Origin of the sequence: Bacillus sp. EKM501B (assembly GCF_011800505.1) — a bacterium.
GTDB lineage: Bacteria > Bacillota > Bacilli > Bacillales > Bacillaceae_G > Bacillus_A > Bacillus_A cereus.
This window is the reverse complement of the sequence record NZ_JAALFZ010000008.1, coordinates 69,172-88,713: the sequence shown is the minus strand read 5'-3', so window position 1 is coordinate 88,713 and position 19,542 is coordinate 69,172. Positions and strand designations below refer to the sequence as shown.

Below are 19,542 nucleotides of genomic sequence, written 5' to 3'. Positions count from 1 at the left end.
AAATGTTATAGATATTAAATACTACTTATAATAAATCACTTTTCCTATCATATCAAAAAAAGACTCTGTCTGTCTGCTGAAAAATCAGGAAAACTCCATTTCAAAAAATAATTCACTTCTACTTTATTTCATATGATAAAATATTTTTTAAATCTAAATTTTCTTTCAATTAAAGAGGTGAATATAGTGATACCAACAAAGTTAAAAAAGGGTGATGAAATACGAGTGATTTCACCATCGTGTAGTTTAAGTATTGTTTCAAATGAAAATAGAAAACTTGCTATAAAAAGATTAACTGACATGGGCTTTCAAGTTACATTCTCAAAATATGCTGATGAGATAGATCGATTTGCTTCCTCCTCTATTTCTTCCCGCATTCAAGACCTCCATGAAGCATTTGGAGACCCTAATGTAAAAGCTATTTTGACTACACTTGGCGGATACAACTCAAATGGTTTATTGAAACATCTCGATTATGATTTAATTCGTGAAAACCCGAAATTTTTCTGTGGTTATTCTGATATTACTGCCTTAAATAATGCAATTTACGCAAAAACAGGTCTCGTTACATATTCAGGACCCCATTTCTCTTCGTTTGGAATGGAGAAAGGGCTCGGGTATACAACCGATTACTTTTTAAAGTGCTTAACTTCTAATGAGCCTATTGAAGTCCTGCCATCTGAAACATGGAGCGATGATTCTTGGTATATAGATCAGGAAAATCGAGAATTTATTAAAAATGAAGGATACGTTTCAATTCAGGAAGGAGAAGCTACGGGAGATATTATCGGTGGCAATATGAGCACATTTAACTTACTGCAAGGCACACCATATATGCCAAATTTAAAGCACAAAATTTTATTTATTGAAGAAGATAGTTTAACTGGAACATCTACTCTTAAAACTTTTGATCGTTATTTACATTCCCTTATGCAGCAGCAAGATTTTGAATACATAAAGGGAATCATTATAGGAAAGATGCAAAAAGGTGCAGAATGTACGATAGAAGACATTCAAGAAATGATTGCTTCAAAACCTGAACTTGCACATATTCCTATCATTGCAAACGCAAGTTTCGGGCATACAACCCCGATTTTCACTTTCCCAATTGGTGGACGTGCAAAAATTATTTCTAACAAGGAAAAAACATCTATCACTATTTTAACCCACTAAAAAGGAGCGAATGAGTCGCTCCTTTTATGGTTTTTCTATTTTTTCCAACGCTTTTTGTGGAATAGATTCTTTCGGGATTTCAGCCCATCCTTTTCCTTGCATACCTTTTGCATAAATTTTTATAAACGCCCCCGTATGCAATTCACGGTTCATCATTCTTTTAATGATCTGTAACTTTCCGTCTTCTGTATACCCTTTAAAAGTATACAAGTATTCTCCGTCTTTTTTCTCACCTTTATCTATAACCGCATAATAATCTTGTATTTCTTTATTTGAAAAGAAGTTGTCTACAAAAGCATGTACACCTTCTGTTTTTGTGTTCAAATAATACGCTGTTCCACCTAGAATAATGGCGAATATAGCTAAAACTTTAATTACCAATTTCATACATGAACCTCCTGTTTGCACTTCTTTCTCACTAGTATTATATCTATACTTGTATTATACGGAAAAGAGCATACTATACTCTATCTAAAAGTCTTACACTTTCCTTACATTATTGTAAGGGATTTTTTCTTACAGCAAGTTCCCAAGAAAAAATTTTTCCGTTTCATACACTTTTATATTATTATTGAATGATACGAATTTTTATTACAAAAATCAAAGGAGACAGTTTTCAAATGGCTATCTTGCAAGGTTTAGCACTATTACTTGTTGTACTTTGTCTATTTACACTTTTTAGTTACCGTGCGCCTTATGGAATGAAGGCGATGGGTGCTTTAGCTAATGCAGCAATCGCAAGTTTTCTTATTGAAGCATTTCACCGTTATATAGGTGGAGAAATGTTTCATAATGACTTTTTACAATCAGTAGGAGAAGCTTCCGGTAGTATGAGCGGTGTCGCAGCAGCGATTTTAGTCGCATTAGCAATCGGTGTTTCCCCCGTATACGCTGTTTTAATTGGTATCGCTACTAGTGGATTCGGTATTTTACCAGGATTTTTCGCTGGATACGTTTGTGCTTTCGTCGTGAAATTTCTCGAAAAGAAATTACCAGCTGGCGTGGAATTTTTAGCAATCCTATTTATCGCTGCACCAATCTCACGCGGAATGGCAATGCTTATGGATCCGCTTGTTAACGCAACACTCGGTAAAATCGGTTCTATGATTTCAGTTGCAACTACAGAAAGTCCTATCATTATGGGTATTATGCTTGGTGGATTAATAACAGTTATTTCTACCTCTCCACTAAGTTCTATGGCACTAACTGCAATGCTTGGATTAACAGGTTTACCAATGGCGATTGGTAGTCTTGCCGTTGCCGCCTCAGCCCCGATGAACTTTATTTTCTTTAAACGATTAAAAATTTGTTCAAAGAAAGATACAATTGCTGTAGCAATCGAGCCTTTAACACAAGCCGATGTTGTCTCAGCAAATCCAATTCCTATCTATATGACAAATTTCGTTGGCGGTGCACTTGCCGGTATTATTACATCGCTATTCCAGCTTGTTAATAATGCACCAGGAACAGCATCACCAATTCCAGGTCTTCTTGTCCTATTCGGATTTAATGACGTTATAAAAGTAACGATCGCTGCCGTACTATGTGGAATCGTTACCACTATTGTCGGATACATTGGATCTATTGTGTTCCGTAAATATCCAATCCGCTCTGCTGATGAAATTCGCGGAGTTACTTCGGAAGAGAAGGTTGCATAAGAAAAAGAGCTATTCCCATCGTTTGAGAATAGCTTTTTTTTGTGTTGCGTAACGGTAAATGAAATTATATCGGCGGTTTTTTAAATATATCAGCGCAACTCGAATTATATCGGCGATTTTTTTAATATATCGGCGCAACTCGAATTATATCAGCGATTTTTTTAATATATCGACTTACCGACACATAACGACAAAATAAGAGCCCTCTAATCATATAGAGGGCTCTTATTTTATCTAGCTGCAGCGGCTAGAATCTCCAGCCATTTCACACTCTCGGTCGAGCGTTCCAATGACCTGCGATTCTGAGCGAGCTGCCTCCGCTTTTATTACTATCCAGTTACGCCTCCTAGACCCTTGCGTCTAAGAACCTTCCCTGCCAAAAGGTAAAAAGCACCTTTTGCAGGAAAGAACCTTAGTCACCGGGTCTAAACAGTCGGCTTCCGCTTTTATTTCACCCAACCGAGCAGCATTTCCCGCACGAATTTGCTTGCTGCGACTGGTGTTTGATCACTATGGTCGTAGACAGGAGCTACTTCTACTAAGTCTGCTCCAACTACATTTATATTTGAATTTGCAATTGCTACGATGGAATCTAATAATTCTTTAGATGTGATACCGCCAGCTTCTAATGTTCCTGTTCCTGGAGCGTGAGCTGGGTCTAATACATCAATGTCGATTGTGACATAGACTGGGCGGCCAGCAAGTTTCGGTAATACTTCTTTTAACGGTTCTAATACGTCAAATTTGTATAAGTTCATACCTACTTCTTTCGCCCATTCAAATTCTTCCTTCATTCCAGAACGAATTCCGAAAGAATATACGTTTTCCGGACCAATTAAATCACACACTTTACGAATTGGTGTAGAGTGGGATAAAGGCTCCCCTTCATACGATTCACGTAAATCAGTATGAGCATCCATATGGATGATTGCTAAATCCGGATATTTTTTTGCCATTGCCTTAAAAATTGGCCAAGACACTAGGTGCTCACCGCCGAGACCTAGTGGAAACTTATCGGCATCTAAAAGTTTTGATACATACTCTTCAATCATGTCTAAGCTGCGTTGTGCGTTTCCGAATGGTAATGGGATATCACCCGCATCAAAATATTTTACCTCTTCTAGTTCACGATCTAAATACGGGCTATATTCTTCAAGACCGATTGATACTTCACGAATACGTGCAGGGCCAAAACGAGATCCCGGACGGTAACTTACTGTCCAATCCATAGGCATCCCATAAATAACTACCTTTGACTCTTCAAAACTTGGATGACTTTTAATAAATACTTTACCTGAATAAGCTTCATCAAAACGCATATTCTTTTCCTCCTTATGTGGAACTTAAGGTATCCCAACCTTTCACTATTTCTCAAATTTGGAGCGAATTGCTCCTCTTTCTCGATTTACCGGGTCTTCTTTTTAACAACAAGAAGACGATTTTCTCTACAGAAGTGTAAGTAGCTAGCATGTTCAAGTCTTCTGGACAAACACCTTAAATGAGCTACTTACACTTTATTTGTTTGATACAATTCTCTTACTTAATTAAATCCCCAACAAATTTCGGTAATGCGAATGCTGCATTGTGTAATTCTTTTGTGTAGTATTTCGTTTCGATTTCGTGGAAACGCTCTTCACTTACTTCTAATGGATCATGTTTTTTAGATCCAATTGTGAACGTCCAAAGACCACTTGGGTAAGTTGGAATGTTTGCTGTGTATAAACGAGTAATTGGGAAGATCTCTTTTACGTCTTTAAACACAGTTGTAATTAGTTCTGGTGTAAACCAAGGGTTGTCCGTTTGTGCAACGAAAATACCATCTTCTTTTAACGCTTTTGAAATTCCAGCGTAGAAGCCTTTTGTAAATAGGTTTACTGCTGGTCCTACTGGCTCAGTAGAATCTACCATAATTACATCGTATTCATTTTCGCTTTCTGCGATATGTAGGAAACCGTCTCCTACTTTTACTTCTACACGCTCATTATCTAATGCGCCTGCAATTGATGGTAAGTATTGTTTAGAGTACTCAATTACTTTTCCATCGATTTCAACAAGAGTTGCTTTCTTTACACTTGGGTGTTTTAACACTTCACGAATAACACCACCATCACCGCCACCAACAACTAATACGTTTTCAGGGTTTGGATGTGTAAATAAAGGTACGTGTGCTACCATTTCGTGATAAACGAACTCATCTTTTTCTGTTGTCATAACCATGCCATCTAAAATAAGCATGTTTCCGAACTCTTCCGTTTCGACCATATCAAGTTTTTGGAATTCTGTTTGCTCCGTATGTAATGTGCGGTTAATACGCGCCGTAATCCCAAAATGTTTTGTTTGTTTTTCAGTGAACCATAGTTCCATCGTACAATCACGCCTTTCAATGCAAATTTATAATAGGGACATCATTAATGTCCCCTAACAAAAATAAAACAAAACATCCAAAATGTATAGTTAAAAGTACAAAAATACCGAAAATATATTTTAGTCAGAGGGTTCTAACATATGTGCGGAAAGGGTTTGCACCGCAAAAGGAAAGAAAACCCTTTCTTAAGAAAGGGCTTTTGTCTCTATTTCTACTGGTTTACGAATTGGAATTAGGATCATAATACAACCAACTAACACAACAATTCCACCTACTAAAAACGGACTTTGTGGTGAAACAGTATGACCGATAATTCCTGATAAAATTGGAGCAATCGCACCACCTAACCAACGAACAAAGTTATAAACACCTGACGTAACAGATCTTTCATAAGGTGAAATATCCATTACATAACTTGTATATAATGCATTGTTTAAGCCAGATGCCAATCCTGATAAAACGATAAGAGTAATTTGTAACCACATAATTTTCACAAAGAATAGTGCAATTAAGAAAATCGCAAATACGAGTAAACTACCCTTTAATAATGTTTTTGGTTCATATTTCCCTTCTAGCTTATGTGCTAAAATTGCAGAACCGTAAGCTAACGCGAGCCCCCATCCGCAAAATACAAAGCCTAATTGAATAGCTGATAAATGCATAATAAGTGGTGAATATGCTAACACAACGAAAAATCCGTAGTAGTATAACATTCCTGAAATCGCACCTTGCATAAACGGTTTATACTTCACCAGGTTAAGTAATTCTCCTACCCCAGCAGCCTTACGCTTCACTTTTCGCTCCGGTTCTTTTACAAAAAAGAATACTAAAATAAATGCTAAGAAAATTAAAATACTTGTCGCGAAAAACGGATAACGCCAAGAATGACCACCTAATATCCCGCCTAATAATGGTCCGCCAGCCATGCCTAAACCGATAGCTGCTTCGTATAATCCTACTGCTTCATGAACTTCTTTACTTAATGCTATTAATAGCGTCATTGCTGTAGCAAAAAACATCGCATTTCCTAATCCCCATCCAGCGCGGAAAAGAGATAATTGAGCAATCGTTTGCGATATACCGCATATAAACGCAAATACAGTCACAATCGCAAGACCGATTGTCATCATCCGTTTATCACCAAATCTCGATGCAAATATACCAGCTGGTAACATCATGATTGCCATCGTTAAAATATAAGCGGTAAATAACATTTCAACTTGCCAATGCGTTGCACCAATTTTCTCAGCAATAATTGGCAAAATTGGGTCAACTACCCCTATACCCGAAAAGGCAAGGAAGGTAGCCACCACTGTAATCAATCTCCCTAGTTTTTGTTTGCTCTCCATTTTGATTACTCTCCTTTTGTGTTCTCTAAAAATGTTACTGCACGATGTAAACTATCTTCTAGTTCTGCCTTTACACGTTGCATTTGCTCCATTTTTTCGTCTAGCGTTTCCACTTGTTTTTCAAGCATATCTTTAATTTCTTGAATCACTTCACGATCACGAGGGTTTTCGCTATTTCTTCTTTGCTCCATTCTTTCTTTTAACGATAAAAAATGCTGCATCTCTTGAAGCGTAATTCCTAACACTTCTTTCGCTTCCACAATTTTTTTAATTCTGGCGATATCCCCGTCTGTATACAGGCGAATGTTCCCCTCACTACGTTCAGGGGGATGAATTAAACCAATTTCCTCATAATAACGAAGTGTACGTTTTGTCAAACCAACTTGCTTTGTTACTTCATCAATTTTATACATGTTTATTCCTCCCTTCACTTGATTATTACATTTTACGTTAACGTTAACTTTTGTGCAACTGTTAGACTTTTGTAAATGTTTGTCATATTCAATTGTATTTTCCCTAAAGCAGTTTCATAATGAAAGAAAAGAGATAATAAGGAGAATTTCACATGAGTAAACCACTTATTTTCGCTCACCGCGGAGTAAAAGGAACACATCCCGAAAATACGATGATTGCCTTCCAAGAAGCAGAACGCATTGGCGCTCACGGAATTGAACTCGATGTCCACTTATCAAAAGATGGTGAACTTGTCGTAATTCACGATGAAACCGTCGATCGTACAACAAATGGCGTTGGACTTGTTTCGGAAAAAACGGTAGAGGAACTACAATCATTGGACGCTGGTAGCTATAAAGACCCTTCTTTCCATGAAGCAAAAATCCCAACGTTGCGTGAGGTTTTCATTTGGCTTTCCACAACGAACTTACAACTAAATATTGAATTAAAGACAGATGTTATTCATTACCCAAATATTGAGGAAAAAGCTGTTGCACTTGTGCGTGAATATCATCTTTCTAATCAAATTGTATTTTCATCATTTAACCATGACTCTGTTTCATTATTAGCAGAAATTGCTCCTGAAATCCCAAGAGCAATTTTATATGATACACCACTTTCTGATCCAATTGCCGAAGCAAAACATAGAGAAGCAAATGGATTACATCCAAACTTCCAGTTATTAACGAAAGAATTTGTGCAGTTAGCACAAGAGCAAGGGTATGTTTTCCGTCCATATACAATTAATGAATACAAAGATTTACAAACTATGATTGATTATGGTGTAGATGTCATCATTACCGATTGGCCAGCACGTGCCTTTGAGCTCCTTTCTTAATGGAAGGGGCTTTTTTATTTTCGAAATTTCATTGTTTAAAATAAACGAAAACCCTCAATACTAATACAATAACGCTTGTATTAATGAGGGGCTGAAAAAAGATGGATCAAACTATGAATCCAAAACTTAAAAAATATAAACGTCTTTTCTTCACCGCAATGTTTTCTTGCGTCCTTTTCTTCGTTTTTTCTTTTATTATTATTATTATAGTTGCAAAAATTATGGGACCTCCTCCTGTTGCGGTCCCGCAAACAAGCGTCTTTTACGCAAATGATGACACTGTTATAGGACAAAGTAATGAAATGCAAAAACGTTACAATGTATCTCTTAATGAAATTTCACCTTATGTAAAAGAAGCGACCCTTTCTATTGAAGATCAAAGATTTTATAAACATCACGGCTTCGATATGAAACGGATTGCGGGTGCAATTGTTGCTGATTTAAAAGCGATGGCAAAAGTACAAGGAGCTAGTACAATTACACAACAATACGCGCGTAATCTGTATTTAGATCATGATAAAACGTGGAAACGTAAATTATTAGAGGCAATGTACACTGTCCGCCTTGAAGTAAACTATAATAAAAATCATATTTTAGAAGGATATTTAAACACAATTTATTACGGACATGGCGCTTATGGCATCGAAGCTGCGTCCCGTCTATATTTCGATAAAACGGCAAAAGAGTTAACATTAGCAGAAGCTAGTATGCTCGCAGGTATCCCGAAAGGGCCAAGTGTCTATTCTCCCTTTTTGAAAGAGGATCGTGCGAAAGGACGACAAGCTCTCATATTAGATGAAATGGTAGAACAAGGATATATTACGAAGCAACAAGCAGCCTTAGCGAAGAAAGAGCCACTAACTTTTGCCTCATTGGATACGAAAAAAGTAGCAGAGGTCGCACCATATTTCCAAGATGCTGTACAAGCTTCGCTCCTTCGTGATGTTGGATTAGACGAACAAGCTTTACAACGGGGTGGCTTGCGAATTTATACAACGCTAGACCCTAAACTACAAGCTGTAGCAGAACAAGCTGTAAAAGATCATATACCTGATACAACAAACATACAAACTGCTCTCGTCTCTATGAATCCAACGACAGGTGAAGTGGCTGCTCTTGTTGGTGGGACTGATTATAATATGAGTCAATTTAACAGGGCTACACAAGCCGTTCGTCAGCCTGGTTCTACATTTAAGCCATTTCTATATTATGCGGCATTAGAACGAGGATTCACGCCTGCTACGCGCTTAAAAAGCGAATATACTGTATTCACCTTAGGTGACGGAGTTTCAAAGTATAAACCGAAGAACTATAAAGATTATTATGCAGATGATTTCGTAACGATGGCACAAGCTCTCGCAGTCTCTGATAACATATATGCTGTGAAAACGAATTTGTTTTTAGGAGATGACGCGCTTGCAAAAACAGCGAAGCAATTTGGAATTAAAAGTGCATTAAAAGATGTGCCTTCTCTAGCTCTCGGTACGTCACCAGTAAAACCAATTGAAATGGTTAACGCTTATAGCATGTTCGCAAACGGTGGAAAAGAAGTAAAACCTACTTTCATTCGCCGCATTATGGATCATGAAGGAAATATATTATACGATGCTCATTTAGAGAGTAAACAAGTTCTCGACAAGAGCAAAGCGTTTGTAATGGAAGAAATGATGACTGGTATGTTTAATAAGAAACTAAGCAGTTATGCTGCTGTAACTGGCCAATCGATGTTATCAAAATTATCAAGAACATATGCAGGAAAATCCGGTTCTACTGAAACGGATAGTTGGATGATCGGATTTACTCCGCAAATCGTAACAGGTGTATGGGTCGGATATGATCAACCTAAATCTATTTCAAACGTAGCAGAACAAGGGTATGCGAAGAAAATATGGACTGATACGATGGAGAAGGGCTTAGATGGACAGCCTAAAAAAGAATTTAAACAACCAAGTGACGTCGTAGCGGTTAATATCAATCCAGAGAACGGTAAAATTGCTACAAAAAATTGTCCTATTTCTGTGAAAATGTATTTCGCTAAAGGTACCGAACCGACTGAATATTGTATGGATCACGTCGATGATAAAGAAGAATTTGAAAAAACGACTGAAGAAAAGAAAAAAACAAGTTGGTGGAAAAAATATCTTCCTTGGTAAAAAAATAGCTGACGGGCATCCGTCAGCTATTTTTTATTCACTTAATAATGCACGGCGCAATTCTTCACTAGATTCGTTCCAAATCGCTTCATTATGTTCTTTCAAGAACGTACCAAGTACCTTTTTAGATGATTCATCCATATGGTCAACCATAATGTGACGCTTCAATGATTTATCCATTTTATTTACGTGCTCTGGAAGTGATTTATATCCGCGGCGAATTTCACGGTCTACTGTCATTTCACAAGCTGTTACACCTGCATAATACGCACCTGTCGCAGTTCTTTCAATCGTTACCCAAACAAGCCAAAATGGTTTTCCGTTTGGAACTTCATCTTTATTTGTTAAAAACTTAATACCTTTTTCTACTGTACTACGCGCGTGCATCGCACCAATATCAACGAATGCAGTTTTCTCTAGTACATCAATAAATACAGGTGAAATGTTTTCTAAGCTTAATGCCCCAACACCAAATCCACCATGTCCATCTGTTGAATCATTTTTCACGATATTAAAACCGATTTTTTTCTTTTTCTCTGTCATATGTAAAATCCTCCTCACTTAAAAATTATAAAAGGCCAAAAATAGGCGCAATGATGCTATCTAAAAATACAAATACATGCGGAATAACTACCTGGAAAATAGGTTGAATTGTGTAATTACTAAGCGGTGTAATAACGAGAATTAATAACGCAATTGCCCCGTATTTTTCATACTGTGTCATTTTCGCGCGAATATTTGCTGGCGCTAAATCTTCCACAACTCGATACCCATCAAGTGGCGGGATCGGTAATAAGTTAAATACAAGTAAAACGATATTCAGCATAATAAAAATCTGGAAAAATTGAGCTAACGTATCTGCTACTGCAGATGGAATTGAGTATAATACACCAAATTTTACTAAGCTATACCAAATAATTAAACCAATTGCGCTTAAAATTAAGTTACTAATCGGCCCTGCAATTGAAACTAATATACCTGCAAGACGCGGTCTTTTAAAGTTATATGGGTTAACAGGAACCGGTCTTGCCCAACCGAATCCAAGAATTAATACTGCAATCAAACCTATAGGATCTAAGTGTGCCATCGGTGATAACGTTAAACGGCCTTGTCTCTTTGCTGTATCGTCTCCAAATTTATATGCTACATATGCATGTGCAAATTCATGAACTGATAATGCGATAATAATGGCCATTGCTACCAAGGGAATTTGGTGCAACGGGTATCTAAATAACTGATCCATGCTTCATCTCCTCTTCCATATGTCAAAAAAAGAAATTATTTGTTTTTTCGATTGTTCTTCCCCATAATCCGCTATAATAAGAGTGTAACTTACATAAAAGGAGCGATTGTACATGCCATACGTAACAGTGAAAATGCTAGAAGGACGCACAGAAGAACAAAAGAAAGCTCTTGCTGAGAAAGTAACAGCAGCAGTAAGCGAAACAACTGGTGCTCCTGAAGAAAACATCGTTGTTTTCATCGAAGAAATGTCTAAAAACCATTATGCAGTTGGCGGAAAACGCTTAAGTGACAAATAATTTCAAGTTTTTTCATAAGAAGCAGCCATTAGCTGCTTCTTATTTCTTTCCTTCTAACAACTCAATAATTCTCTCTTTATATTTTCCTTTTCTTCCATCTTCATAGATTAAATCATGTGGATAGAATAGCTTTTGATCCGTTCTTTTCTTACCTGTAATCGCCTCAACAATATCCGACTCACGTGAAAGCTCTCTAAGCTCTCCGTTTGGCATAAGAAGTAGGATTGGTAGACGCTCTTCTTCTTCTCCTGCACGATAAAAGTCATACGGTAAGTCTGATGTTGAATCAACTACTAAATAATACTCCGGATCAAGTCCAATCTTTTTAAATAAACTACTTAATTCCATCCAATTATCTAAACCGTGTTTATCTGTAAACTCTACATATTTAAATAGATTTCGATTCATAAAACGGCGGCATAAATCGCTTAAAATTGAATCTTCTTCTTCCTGCCATACTTGGAAGTAGTAATACATAACGTTCTCGTCTAACTTTAAATAATCCTCTACTGTTACTTCTTCTTCAAATAAAGAATAGAAATGAACAGGATGATTTTTAAATGTATAATACTTCTCGTGCAGTGATTTCGCACGGTGTAAAATCTTCGTTAAAATAACTTCTGCACTTCGCGTTACCGGGTGGAAATATACTTGCCAATACATTTGATAACGACTCATAATGTAATGCTCAACAGCATGCATACCACTATTTTTAATGACTACTTGATTCCCATACGGACGCATTACACGCAGTATACGTTCCATATCGAAGTTTCCGTACTTTACGCCTGTAAAATAAGCATCTCTTAATAAATAATCCATACGATCCGCATCAATTTGGCTCGAAATCATACTAATCGCTAATTTATTAGTAGATGTTTTTGCAATTACATCTGCTACCTTTTGTGGAAACTCCTTATCAACACGACTTAATACATCATTAATCTCCGTATCGCCTACGATAATCTTTTGCGTAAATTTCTCATGATCTAATGAAAATACTTTTTCAAACGAGTGAGAAAATGGGCCGTGACCGACATCATGAAGTAATGCCGCACATAAACATAACAATCTATCTTCAGCATTCCAATTTGGTCTGCCATCAAACACATCATCAATCATACGACGAATAATTTCGTATACACCTAACGAATGAGTAAAGCGACTATGCTCTGCACCGTGAAATGTAAAAAATGTCGTTCCAAGCTGCTTAATACGGCGCAAGCGTTGAAATTCTTTCGTTCCGATTAAATCCCAAATAACACGATCACGCACGTGCACATATTTATGTACTGGGTCTTTAAACACTTTTGTTTCGCTGAGTTTGTCGTTTAAATATACCACTTTCCGACATCCCCCTTTCTTTACTACATTCTTACTTTATATTATAAACGAAATGAGAAACAGAAAGAAATGAAAGACTGTATTAATTCCCTTTATAAAAAGAAAAAATCACCTTTACCGAAGTAAAAGTGATTTCCTTTATACATTATTTACCTAAAACGAATTCAGCAACTTCGTCTAAGATCATATCTTTCCCTAGTGGGAAGTAACCTTTGTTTAAGTCTTCATTTTTAATTGTAAATACGTGGTTATTTTTAACAGCGTTCATGTTTTTCCAAATTGATTCTTCTTGGAATTCTTTTAAGCGCTGAGAACCGTCACCAGTTGTAAATACGAATAAGTAATCTGGGTTGTAATCGATTAAAGCTTCTTTTTGTACTTGTACTAACGGTTTATCAGTTGGTGTACCTTTAACTGCTGGTAGTTTTAAATCATTAAAGATTACGCTACCGTAACCGTAATCACCATATACGCGGAAAGCATTTGGATATGCAGCCATTTTCATAAATGTTGCTTCACCAGTTTTAGCGACGATTTTGTCATGTAATTTGCTTGCTTTTTCATCATACTTTTTGAACCATTCTTTTGTTTCTTTTTCTTTACCGAAGATTTGACCTACTTCTTCGAATTTTGGACGCCATTGATCTAATGGAGTGTTTAACATAACTGTTGGTGCAATTTTAGATAATTGATCATAAATCTTTTCTTGACGATTATTTACAAGAATTAAATCTGGTTTTGCAGCAGCTACTGCTTCAATGTTAATTTTATCGCCCCAAGCAGAACCAACTGGTTTAACGTCTTTTAGTTTCTTTTCAATATGTGCATCAATTTTTTCTTGAGATGTATTAGCAGTAATAACCGGTTTCATACCGAAAATTAATAATTCTTCTGTTGAACCACTAAGGTCAGCAATTTTCTTTGGGTTTGCAGGAATTTTAATTTCCCCTTTTGCATGTTTTACAGTGCGCTCTTCAGTCTTTGCATCTGTTTTCTTTTCTTCTTCTTTGTTAGAACAAGCTGCAAATAGTACAGAAGTCACAACTAGTACCATTGCTAATAGTGCCATTTTAAAATTCTTCATGTTCCCACTCCTTCTAGCTGTATTTATCTTATAAGTTACAATGAACTATAAGAAACAAAGATAACAATTAATTAATATATATTTATTAACTGTTGTTAATAACCCATTCTAACGGGCGTTCAACTTCCCATTCATATATAAGAAGCTCAACGTCCATTAGAAGCCCCCCTCTTTACGAGGGGGTTCTACTTATGCTTTTTTACGCAATTGATTACTAATCATCGCTAAATCATATGTTAAACAAATTGGCTTACAGTTTACTGGACATGGAACGATTTGAGCTTCAATCTCAAATACGTTACGAAGTGTTTCACTTGTCATAACTTCATCTGGCGTTCCTTGTTTCATTAACTTACCTGCTTTTAATGCAATCATATGATCAGAGAAACGAGAAGCGTGGTTTAAGTCATGGATAACCATAACAATCGTTCTACCTTCTTCTTCATTTAACTTTTTCAATAAGTTTAATACTTCTAATTGATGAGCCATATCTAAGTACGTTGTTGGTTCATCCAATACAAGTAATTCTGTTCCTTGTGCAAGAGCCATTGCGATCCAAACACGTTGACGTTGGCCACCTGATAGCGCTTCTGCTGGACGATTCGCAAATTCTTTCATTCCTGTCACTTCAAGTGCCCAGTTAATGTAGCGATAATCCTCTTCTTTCAACGTGCCAAACCCTTTTTGATGAGGGAATCTTCCATATGACACAAGCTCAAATACAGTAAGACCCGTTGGCACTTCTGCAGTTTGTGGTAAAATCGCCATTTTCTTTGCAATTTCTTTCGTTGGCTGTTTCTCAATTGCTTTTCCGTCGAGATAAACAGTACCTTGCTTTGCCTTCAAAATACGAGACGCCGTTTTTAATAATGTGGACTTCCCACAACCATTTGGTCCAATAATTGTTGTAATTTTCCCTTCCGGAATTTCAACTGTTAACCCGTCAATAATTAAACCTTCATTATAGCCAACAGATACCGCATCCACCGCTAAAGTTGCCATACGAAAAGCCTCCCTTTATTTTGTCCTCATAAGTAAATAAATGAAATATGGTGCACCAATTACAGAAATAACAAGACCGACTGGTATTTCTGAAGTTGTTAATACACTTCTTGAAATTACGTCTGCGAATAAAAGTAAAAACGTTCCTATTAGCGCAGCGGTGGGCAACATAATTTGATGTTTACCACCAACAAGGCGCCTTGCTAAATGCGGGGCCATTAAACCGATAAAGCCAATTCCGCCCGCAACAGCAACAGATGCACCTGCTAAACAAACTGCAATAAATAATAATTTACGTCTTTCTTTTTCTACGTTTACACCAAGGCCAACTGCTGTAGAATCGCCTAGGTTCATTACATTTAATATGTGTGCTTTACTTATAGCAAGCGGTAAGAAAATAACCATCCATGGAAGTACACTTAATACGAATTTCCAATCTGTACCCCATAGACTTCCCGCCAGCCAAATCGTAGCAAAACGAAAATCGTTAGATGTCATCTTCATAGAGAAAATTAAACTAACAGCTCCAAATCCAGCTGCAACGGCAATACCGACAAGTATTAATCGAGTCGATGAAACGCCGTCTTTCCATGCTAGTAAATAAATAATTACCGCTGCTAATATCGCTCCAACTAGTGCGAAGAATGGAAGAATGAATACAGATAAAAATGTACCAGTCCCTACTTTCCCGAAGAAGAAGTAGACGAATATAACAACTGTTAATCCCGCTCCAGCATTAATACCTATAATACCTGGATCAGCAAGCGGATTTCGTGATAAACCTTGCAAAATCGCACCTGACATAGCTAAAGCAGATCCGACTAGTATAGCAATTACCATACGCGGCATACGGAATTCAAATAAAATAACAGACTGATCTTCAGCCCCTAGTCCAACCAATGACTTTAATACGTCCATTGGCGGGATTTTAAAAGTTCCTGTATTTAAACTAATAAGAAATATAGAAACGATTAGTCCTACTAAAATCGTTAATATAGAAATGTTCTTTTTTGTTAAGACACTCGTCCTCACATCTTTCCTCTCCCTTCATTACGTGCTAAGTAGAGGAAGAATGGAACCCCAATTAGCGCTGTAATTGCTCCAATTGGCGTTTCAAATGGCGGGTTAATAACGCGAGATAACATATCTGCACATTCAATTAACAGCCCGCCTAAGACCGCAGAACATGGAATAACCCATCTATAGTCCGAGCCTACAAGAAAACGAGTCATATGCGGAATTACAAGACCAACAAATCCAACTGATCCTGCCATGGAAACTGCGGAACCCGTTAAAACAAGAACAAGTACTGTTCCGATAAATTTAATTAATGTCGTATTTTGACCAAGTCCAATTGCAATTTCTTCACCGAAGCTCAAAATTGTAATATATCTCGACATCATAATTGCGATAAAAAGACAAACAAGGCCAATTGGCACTAACATATTAATACTTTGCCATTTCACTCCAGCAACTCCGCCTGCATTCCACATGCTTACCTCTTGGGCAAGATTGAAATACAATGCGATTCCAGATGAAATCGCCCCTAATAAAGCACTAATAGCTGCACCTGCTAAAGCTAATTTCACAGGTGTTAATCCACCTGGTGAAGAAGACCCAATTCCATATACAATGCTTGCACCAAACGCAGCTCCAATAAAAGATGCGATAACAAACATTAAATAAGGTGAATTAGGAAAAAATGCATACATAATTGCAATTCCAAATACAGCCCCATCTGTAATCCCCATTAACGATGGCGAAGCAAGTGGATTTCGCGTCATACCTTGCATAATTGCTCCTGATACCGCTAAAAAGGCACCTGCAACTACGCCCCCTATTGCTCTAGGCATGCGAAGCTCTTGAATTACATTATGATGTGTAATAGATCCATCAAACTGAAATACAGCTTGCCATACAGTCTTTAAACTAATATCTGCAGCCCCAAAAGAAATAGAAACTGCCATGCTTAAAGCTAACAAAACTGTACCCGCTACTAAAATAATAGAAGCGATAAGCGGTCTGCTCTTAATCTCTTTAACATTCTCTTCTTGCTGTTCTATACTGCTTGCGCTCGCTTCCATCCCTCAACCATCCTAACTAACAACATATATTTATTGAAATGAAATTTATTCTCAAATAGTAATAAAAAAATTAGGTGAATTGTTATTTTCCTGATAATGATTCTCAGAATCAGACACTTCTATTCTACCTATCGCTTTAAAAGACTGTCAACCATTATTTTGAAATATAAATTTATACAAATTGGAATTTTAATACAAAAGTTGTGTCTATCCTTTAGAAAACGTTCGTCCATACAAGAGTACTTTCGCAGAATAAATTATTCCTCTTATGGGCATAAAAAAGAAGAGTAATCTTTTCACTCTTCTTTTTCTTACTTATTTAACTTTGCTTCAATTTTTGCGATTAACTCATCTTCTGTTGGAGCCGCAACTGGACGGTTATTTACAAATGCGAATGATTTTTTACGACCAGGACCACAGTAAGACTGACATCCAACTTCAATCGTTGCACATGAATCTACTTTTTTTAACTTCGGAACTAACGTTTTAACGTTCGTTGCCTGACAGTCATCGCACACGCGAAACTCGTTTCCCATTATATAACACTTCCTCTATTTTAAACTTTTCTCAAGTACGTTTAAAAATAAACACTAAATGGTATTTTACCGCTCTTTGAAGCTCGTTGCAAGTTTCCCTACAAAGCCTATTCTCTACATAATGCTACATATTTTATATGCTCTCCTACAGAAGCGCTCACCATTCATGGGAAAATTTTTACCTTTCATCGAAATCTACCATATTTTTAAAAGCTTTGTATAAAAGTTTATTTTTTTGCCCATTATAAAAATAGGAAGTTCATAAAAAGAAAGGGAGTTGAATCTATGAAAGTAAGACAAGATGCTTGGACAGATGAGGATGATTTATTACTTGCTGAAACGGTACTTCGTCATGTTAGAGAAGGAAGTACGCAATTAAATGCATTTGAGGAAGTAGGGGATCAGTTAAATCGTACATCTGCTGCTTGTGGTTTCCGCTGGAATGCTGTTGTTCGCTATAGCTATGAACAAGCTCTTCAACTAGCAAAAAAACATCGTAAAGATAAAATGCGTGCTGCAAGCGGTGAACAAGCGAAAAAACGTTTACTTTATACACCACCAGCTTCAGATTCGATAACTGATTATGAAGAATTAGTACAAGAAGAATCAATCGTACAATATAAAGAAGCTATTCCATATCAAGAATCTACTGCTCCTGCTGCAAGAAGCTCTATGACAATGCAAGATGTTATTTATTTTTTACAAACAGTCGGATCTTCAAATATAAAAGTGACAGCTCTTGAAAACGAGAATACGAGATTGAAACAAGAAATTAAAGCACAAATCCTTCGGAATGAGGAACTAGAAAAGAAACTAGAAAAATTAGAAAAGCAATCTCATACTGTACAAGAAGATTACGAAACACTTATGAACATTATGAACCGAGCTCGTAAATTGGCAGTCATGGATGACGAAGAACGTTCTCAAACATCTTTCCGAATGGACCGAAACGGTAATTTAGAAAAAATTGCAGAATAAAAAGGATGCATGTAATGCATCCTTTTTATTATTTCACCTCTAAGCTCCCCCTTTATATGTGAGAAAACTCCATTCTTCATTTTTTGCTATAATAGAGATTGTCATTTTAAAGATAAGGGGTTAGTTATATGAGCAATTCCCGTTCCATTTTATCTCAGCCAGAGTGGCGCATTGTAGATCAATCTAGTTTGGGACCAACATTCCATGCACTTCAGTCATTCGCAATGGATGACACATTATGCACAAGCATTGGAAATGGCAAGTCAGCCGCAACAATGCGTTCTTGGGTTCATCACAATACAATTGTCCTTGGCATTCAAGATTCACGCCTTCCGCATTTAGAAGAAGGTATTTCTTTTTTAAAACAAAACAACTTCAATGTTATTGTCCGTAATTCTGGCGGGCTTGCGGTCGTGCTTGATGAAGGTGTTTTAAACGTATCACTTTTATTCCAAGAAACAGAAAAAGGTATCGATATTGACCTTGGATACGATACAATGTGGCATTTGATTAAGGAGATGTTAAAGGATTACGACGTTACTATCGAGGCAAAAGAAATTGTCGGCTCTTACTGTCCTGGTAGTTATGACTTAAGTATTCGCGATCAAAAATTCGCTGGTATTTCACAACGTCGTATTCGCGGAGGTGTCGCTGTCCAAATCTATCTCTGCGCTACCGGAAGTGGCTCTGAGCGTGCCGCACTCGTTCGTGATTTCTACAACCTAGCAATTCAAGGGGAAGAAACACGCTTTACGTACCCTGAAATTGTACCAAGTACGATGGCCTCACTCTCAGAATTACTTGGTGAAACCATTACAGTACAAGATTTAATGATGCGTCTTTTAAAAACATTGCAGCAATTCGCTCCAAAGTTAACACCATCTCAATTAACAATAGATGAGATTCCTTTATATGAGACGAATTTACAACGTATTATTGATCGTAATAATAAAGCACTTGGTTTAGAAAAATAAAGACCGTCGC

The 19,542-nt window shown here is 36.9% G+C and carries 20 protein-coding genes; 7 read left to right on the top strand and 13 right to left on the bottom strand.

Going from position 1 to position 19,542, the window contains the following annotated elements; all coding sequences use genetic code 11:
* Positions 1-186 precede the first annotated feature (186 nt).
* Positions 187-1,173: a S66 family peptidase gene (locus HFD78_RS16700; RefSeq protein WP_000613235.1), complete on the top strand. Its 987-nt coding sequence runs from the start codon at positions 187-189 to the stop codon at positions 1,171-1,173.
* 24 nt (positions 1,174-1,197) lie between these two features.
* Here HFD78_RS16700 and HFD78_RS16695 read toward each other — a convergent pair whose 3' ends face one another.
* A complete protein-coding gene (locus HFD78_RS16695; protein ID WP_000779915.1) occupies positions 1,198-1,560 on the bottom strand; it encodes a YxeA family protein in 363 nt (120 codons plus the stop codon).
* Positions 1,561-1,793: 233 nt separating this feature from the next.
* Here HFD78_RS16695 and HFD78_RS16690 point away from each other — a divergent pair, with 233 nt between their 5' ends.
* Entirely contained in the window at positions 1,794-2,831 is a 1,038-nt protein-coding gene (locus tag HFD78_RS16690; RefSeq protein ID WP_000996328.1) for a PTS sugar transporter subunit IIC, read from the top strand.
* A 446-nt stretch (positions 2,832-3,277) separates the two neighbouring features.
* On the opposite strand, the gene speB is transcribed toward HFD78_RS16690, so the two are convergent.
* From speB to HFD78_RS16670, 4 genes are all read right to left on the bottom strand, one after another.
* Positions 3,278-4,150 carry an agmatinase gene (speB, locus tag HFD78_RS16685; protein ID WP_001209831.1) on the bottom strand — a complete coding sequence of 291 codons (873 nt, stop codon included), beginning with the start codon at positions 4,148-4,150 and terminating at the stop codon, positions 3,278-3,280.
* Positions 4,151-4,367: 217 nt separating this feature from the next.
* Complete coding sequence (gene speE / locus HFD78_RS16680) at positions 4,368-5,195, bottom strand: polyamine aminopropyltransferase (RefSeq protein ID WP_000424696.1); 828 nt, start codon at positions 5,193-5,195, stop codon at positions 4,368-4,370.
* 186 nt (positions 5,196-5,381) lie between these two features.
* On the bottom strand, positions 5,382-6,545 hold the full coding sequence (locus HFD78_RS16675) for an MFS transporter (protein WP_000444233.1): 1,164 nt from the start codon (positions 6,543-6,545) through the stop codon (positions 5,382-5,384).
* Between the two features lie 5 nt (positions 6,546-6,550).
* On the bottom strand, positions 6,551-6,958 hold the full coding sequence (locus HFD78_RS16670) for a MerR family transcriptional regulator (protein WP_000276578.1): 408 nt from the start codon (positions 6,956-6,958) through the stop codon (positions 6,551-6,553).
* 152 nt (positions 6,959-7,110) lie between these two features.
* Between HFD78_RS16670 and HFD78_RS16665 the strand changes: the two genes are divergently transcribed.
* Together HFD78_RS16665 and HFD78_RS16660 are read left to right on the top strand one after the other, a co-directional pair.
* Entirely contained in the window at positions 7,111-7,836 is a 726-nt protein-coding gene (locus HFD78_RS16665; protein WP_000042788.1) for a glycerophosphodiester phosphodiesterase, read from the top strand.
* A 101-nt stretch (positions 7,837-7,937) separates the two neighbouring features.
* Positions 7,938-9,989 carry a transglycosylase domain-containing protein gene (locus HFD78_RS16660; protein WP_087967140.1) on the top strand — a complete coding sequence of 684 codons (2,052 nt, stop codon included), beginning with the start codon at positions 7,938-7,940 and terminating at the stop codon, positions 9,987-9,989.
* 33 nt (positions 9,990-10,022) lie between these two features.
* Here the strand turns inward: HFD78_RS16660 and HFD78_RS16655 are convergent, their stop codons facing one another.
* Complete coding sequence (locus HFD78_RS16655) at positions 10,023-10,532, bottom strand: YwhD family protein (protein WP_000136672.1); 510 nt, start codon at positions 10,530-10,532, stop codon at positions 10,023-10,025.
* 25 nt (positions 10,533-10,557) lie between these two features.
* Complete coding sequence (locus HFD78_RS16650) at positions 10,558-11,232, bottom strand: site-2 protease family protein (protein WP_000372455.1); 675 nt, start codon at positions 11,230-11,232, stop codon at positions 10,558-10,560.
* 112 nt (positions 11,233-11,344) lie between these two features.
* Between HFD78_RS16650 and HFD78_RS16645 the strand changes: the two genes are divergently transcribed.
* Positions 11,345-11,530 carry a 2-hydroxymuconate tautomerase gene (locus HFD78_RS16645; RefSeq protein ID WP_001147171.1) on the top strand — a complete coding sequence of 62 codons (186 nt, stop codon included), beginning with the start codon at positions 11,345-11,347 and terminating at the stop codon, positions 11,528-11,530.
* Positions 11,531-11,569: 39 nt separating this feature from the next.
* Here the strand turns inward: HFD78_RS16645 and HFD78_RS16640 are convergent, their stop codons facing one another.
* The 6 genes from HFD78_RS16640 to HFD78_RS16615 all read right to left on the bottom strand — a co-directional run bounded on the left by HFD78_RS16640 (position 11,570) and on the right by HFD78_RS16615 (position 17,580).
* Positions 11,570-12,874, bottom strand: coding sequence for an HD domain-containing protein (locus HFD78_RS16640; RefSeq protein ID WP_000262731.1), 1,305 nt, complete (start codon positions 12,872-12,874; stop codon positions 11,570-11,572).
* A 145-nt stretch (positions 12,875-13,019) separates the two neighbouring features.
* A complete protein-coding gene (locus HFD78_RS16635) occupies positions 13,020-13,958 on the bottom strand; it encodes an ABC transporter substrate-binding protein (RefSeq protein ID WP_000787733.1) in 939 nt (312 codons plus the stop codon).
* 189 nt (positions 13,959-14,147) lie between these two features.
* Positions 14,148-14,960 (bottom strand): ABC transporter ATP-binding protein, encoded by an 813-nt coding sequence (locus HFD78_RS16630; protein ID WP_000212068.1) that lies wholly within the window; start codon positions 14,958-14,960, stop codon positions 14,148-14,150.
* A gap of 15 nt (positions 14,961-14,975) precedes the next feature.
* Positions 14,976-15,992 carry a FecCD family ABC transporter permease gene (locus HFD78_RS16625; protein WP_001260757.1) on the bottom strand — a complete coding sequence of 339 codons (1,017 nt, stop codon included), beginning with the start codon at positions 15,990-15,992 and terminating at the stop codon, positions 14,976-14,978.
* Complete coding sequence (locus tag HFD78_RS16620) at positions 15,989-17,044, bottom strand: FecCD family ABC transporter permease (protein WP_000388296.1); 1,056 nt, start codon at positions 17,042-17,044, stop codon at positions 15,989-15,991. Before HFD78_RS16620 ends, HFD78_RS16625 begins: the two co-directional genes overlap by 4 nt.
* A 311-nt stretch (positions 17,045-17,355) precedes the next feature.
* Positions 17,356-17,580, bottom strand: a complete 225-nt coding sequence (locus HFD78_RS16615; RefSeq protein WP_000526078.1) for a YuzB family protein — start codon at positions 17,578-17,580, stop codon at positions 17,356-17,358.
* Between the two features lie 285 nt (positions 17,581-17,865).
* Between HFD78_RS16615 and HFD78_RS16610 the strand changes: the two genes are divergently transcribed.
* Positions 17,866-18,558 carry an RsfA family transcriptional regulator gene (locus HFD78_RS16610; RefSeq protein WP_000868358.1) on the top strand — a complete coding sequence of 231 codons (693 nt, stop codon included), beginning with the start codon at positions 17,866-17,868 and terminating at the stop codon, positions 18,556-18,558.
* A 128-nt stretch (positions 18,559-18,686) separates the two neighbouring features.
* Positions 18,687-19,532 carry an octanoyl-[GcvH]:protein N-octanoyltransferase gene (gene lipL, locus HFD78_RS16605; protein ID WP_000071949.1) on the top strand — a complete coding sequence of 282 codons (846 nt, stop codon included), beginning with the start codon at positions 18,687-18,689 and terminating at the stop codon, positions 19,530-19,532.
* The last annotated feature ends 10 nt before the right edge of the window (positions 19,533-19,542 follow it).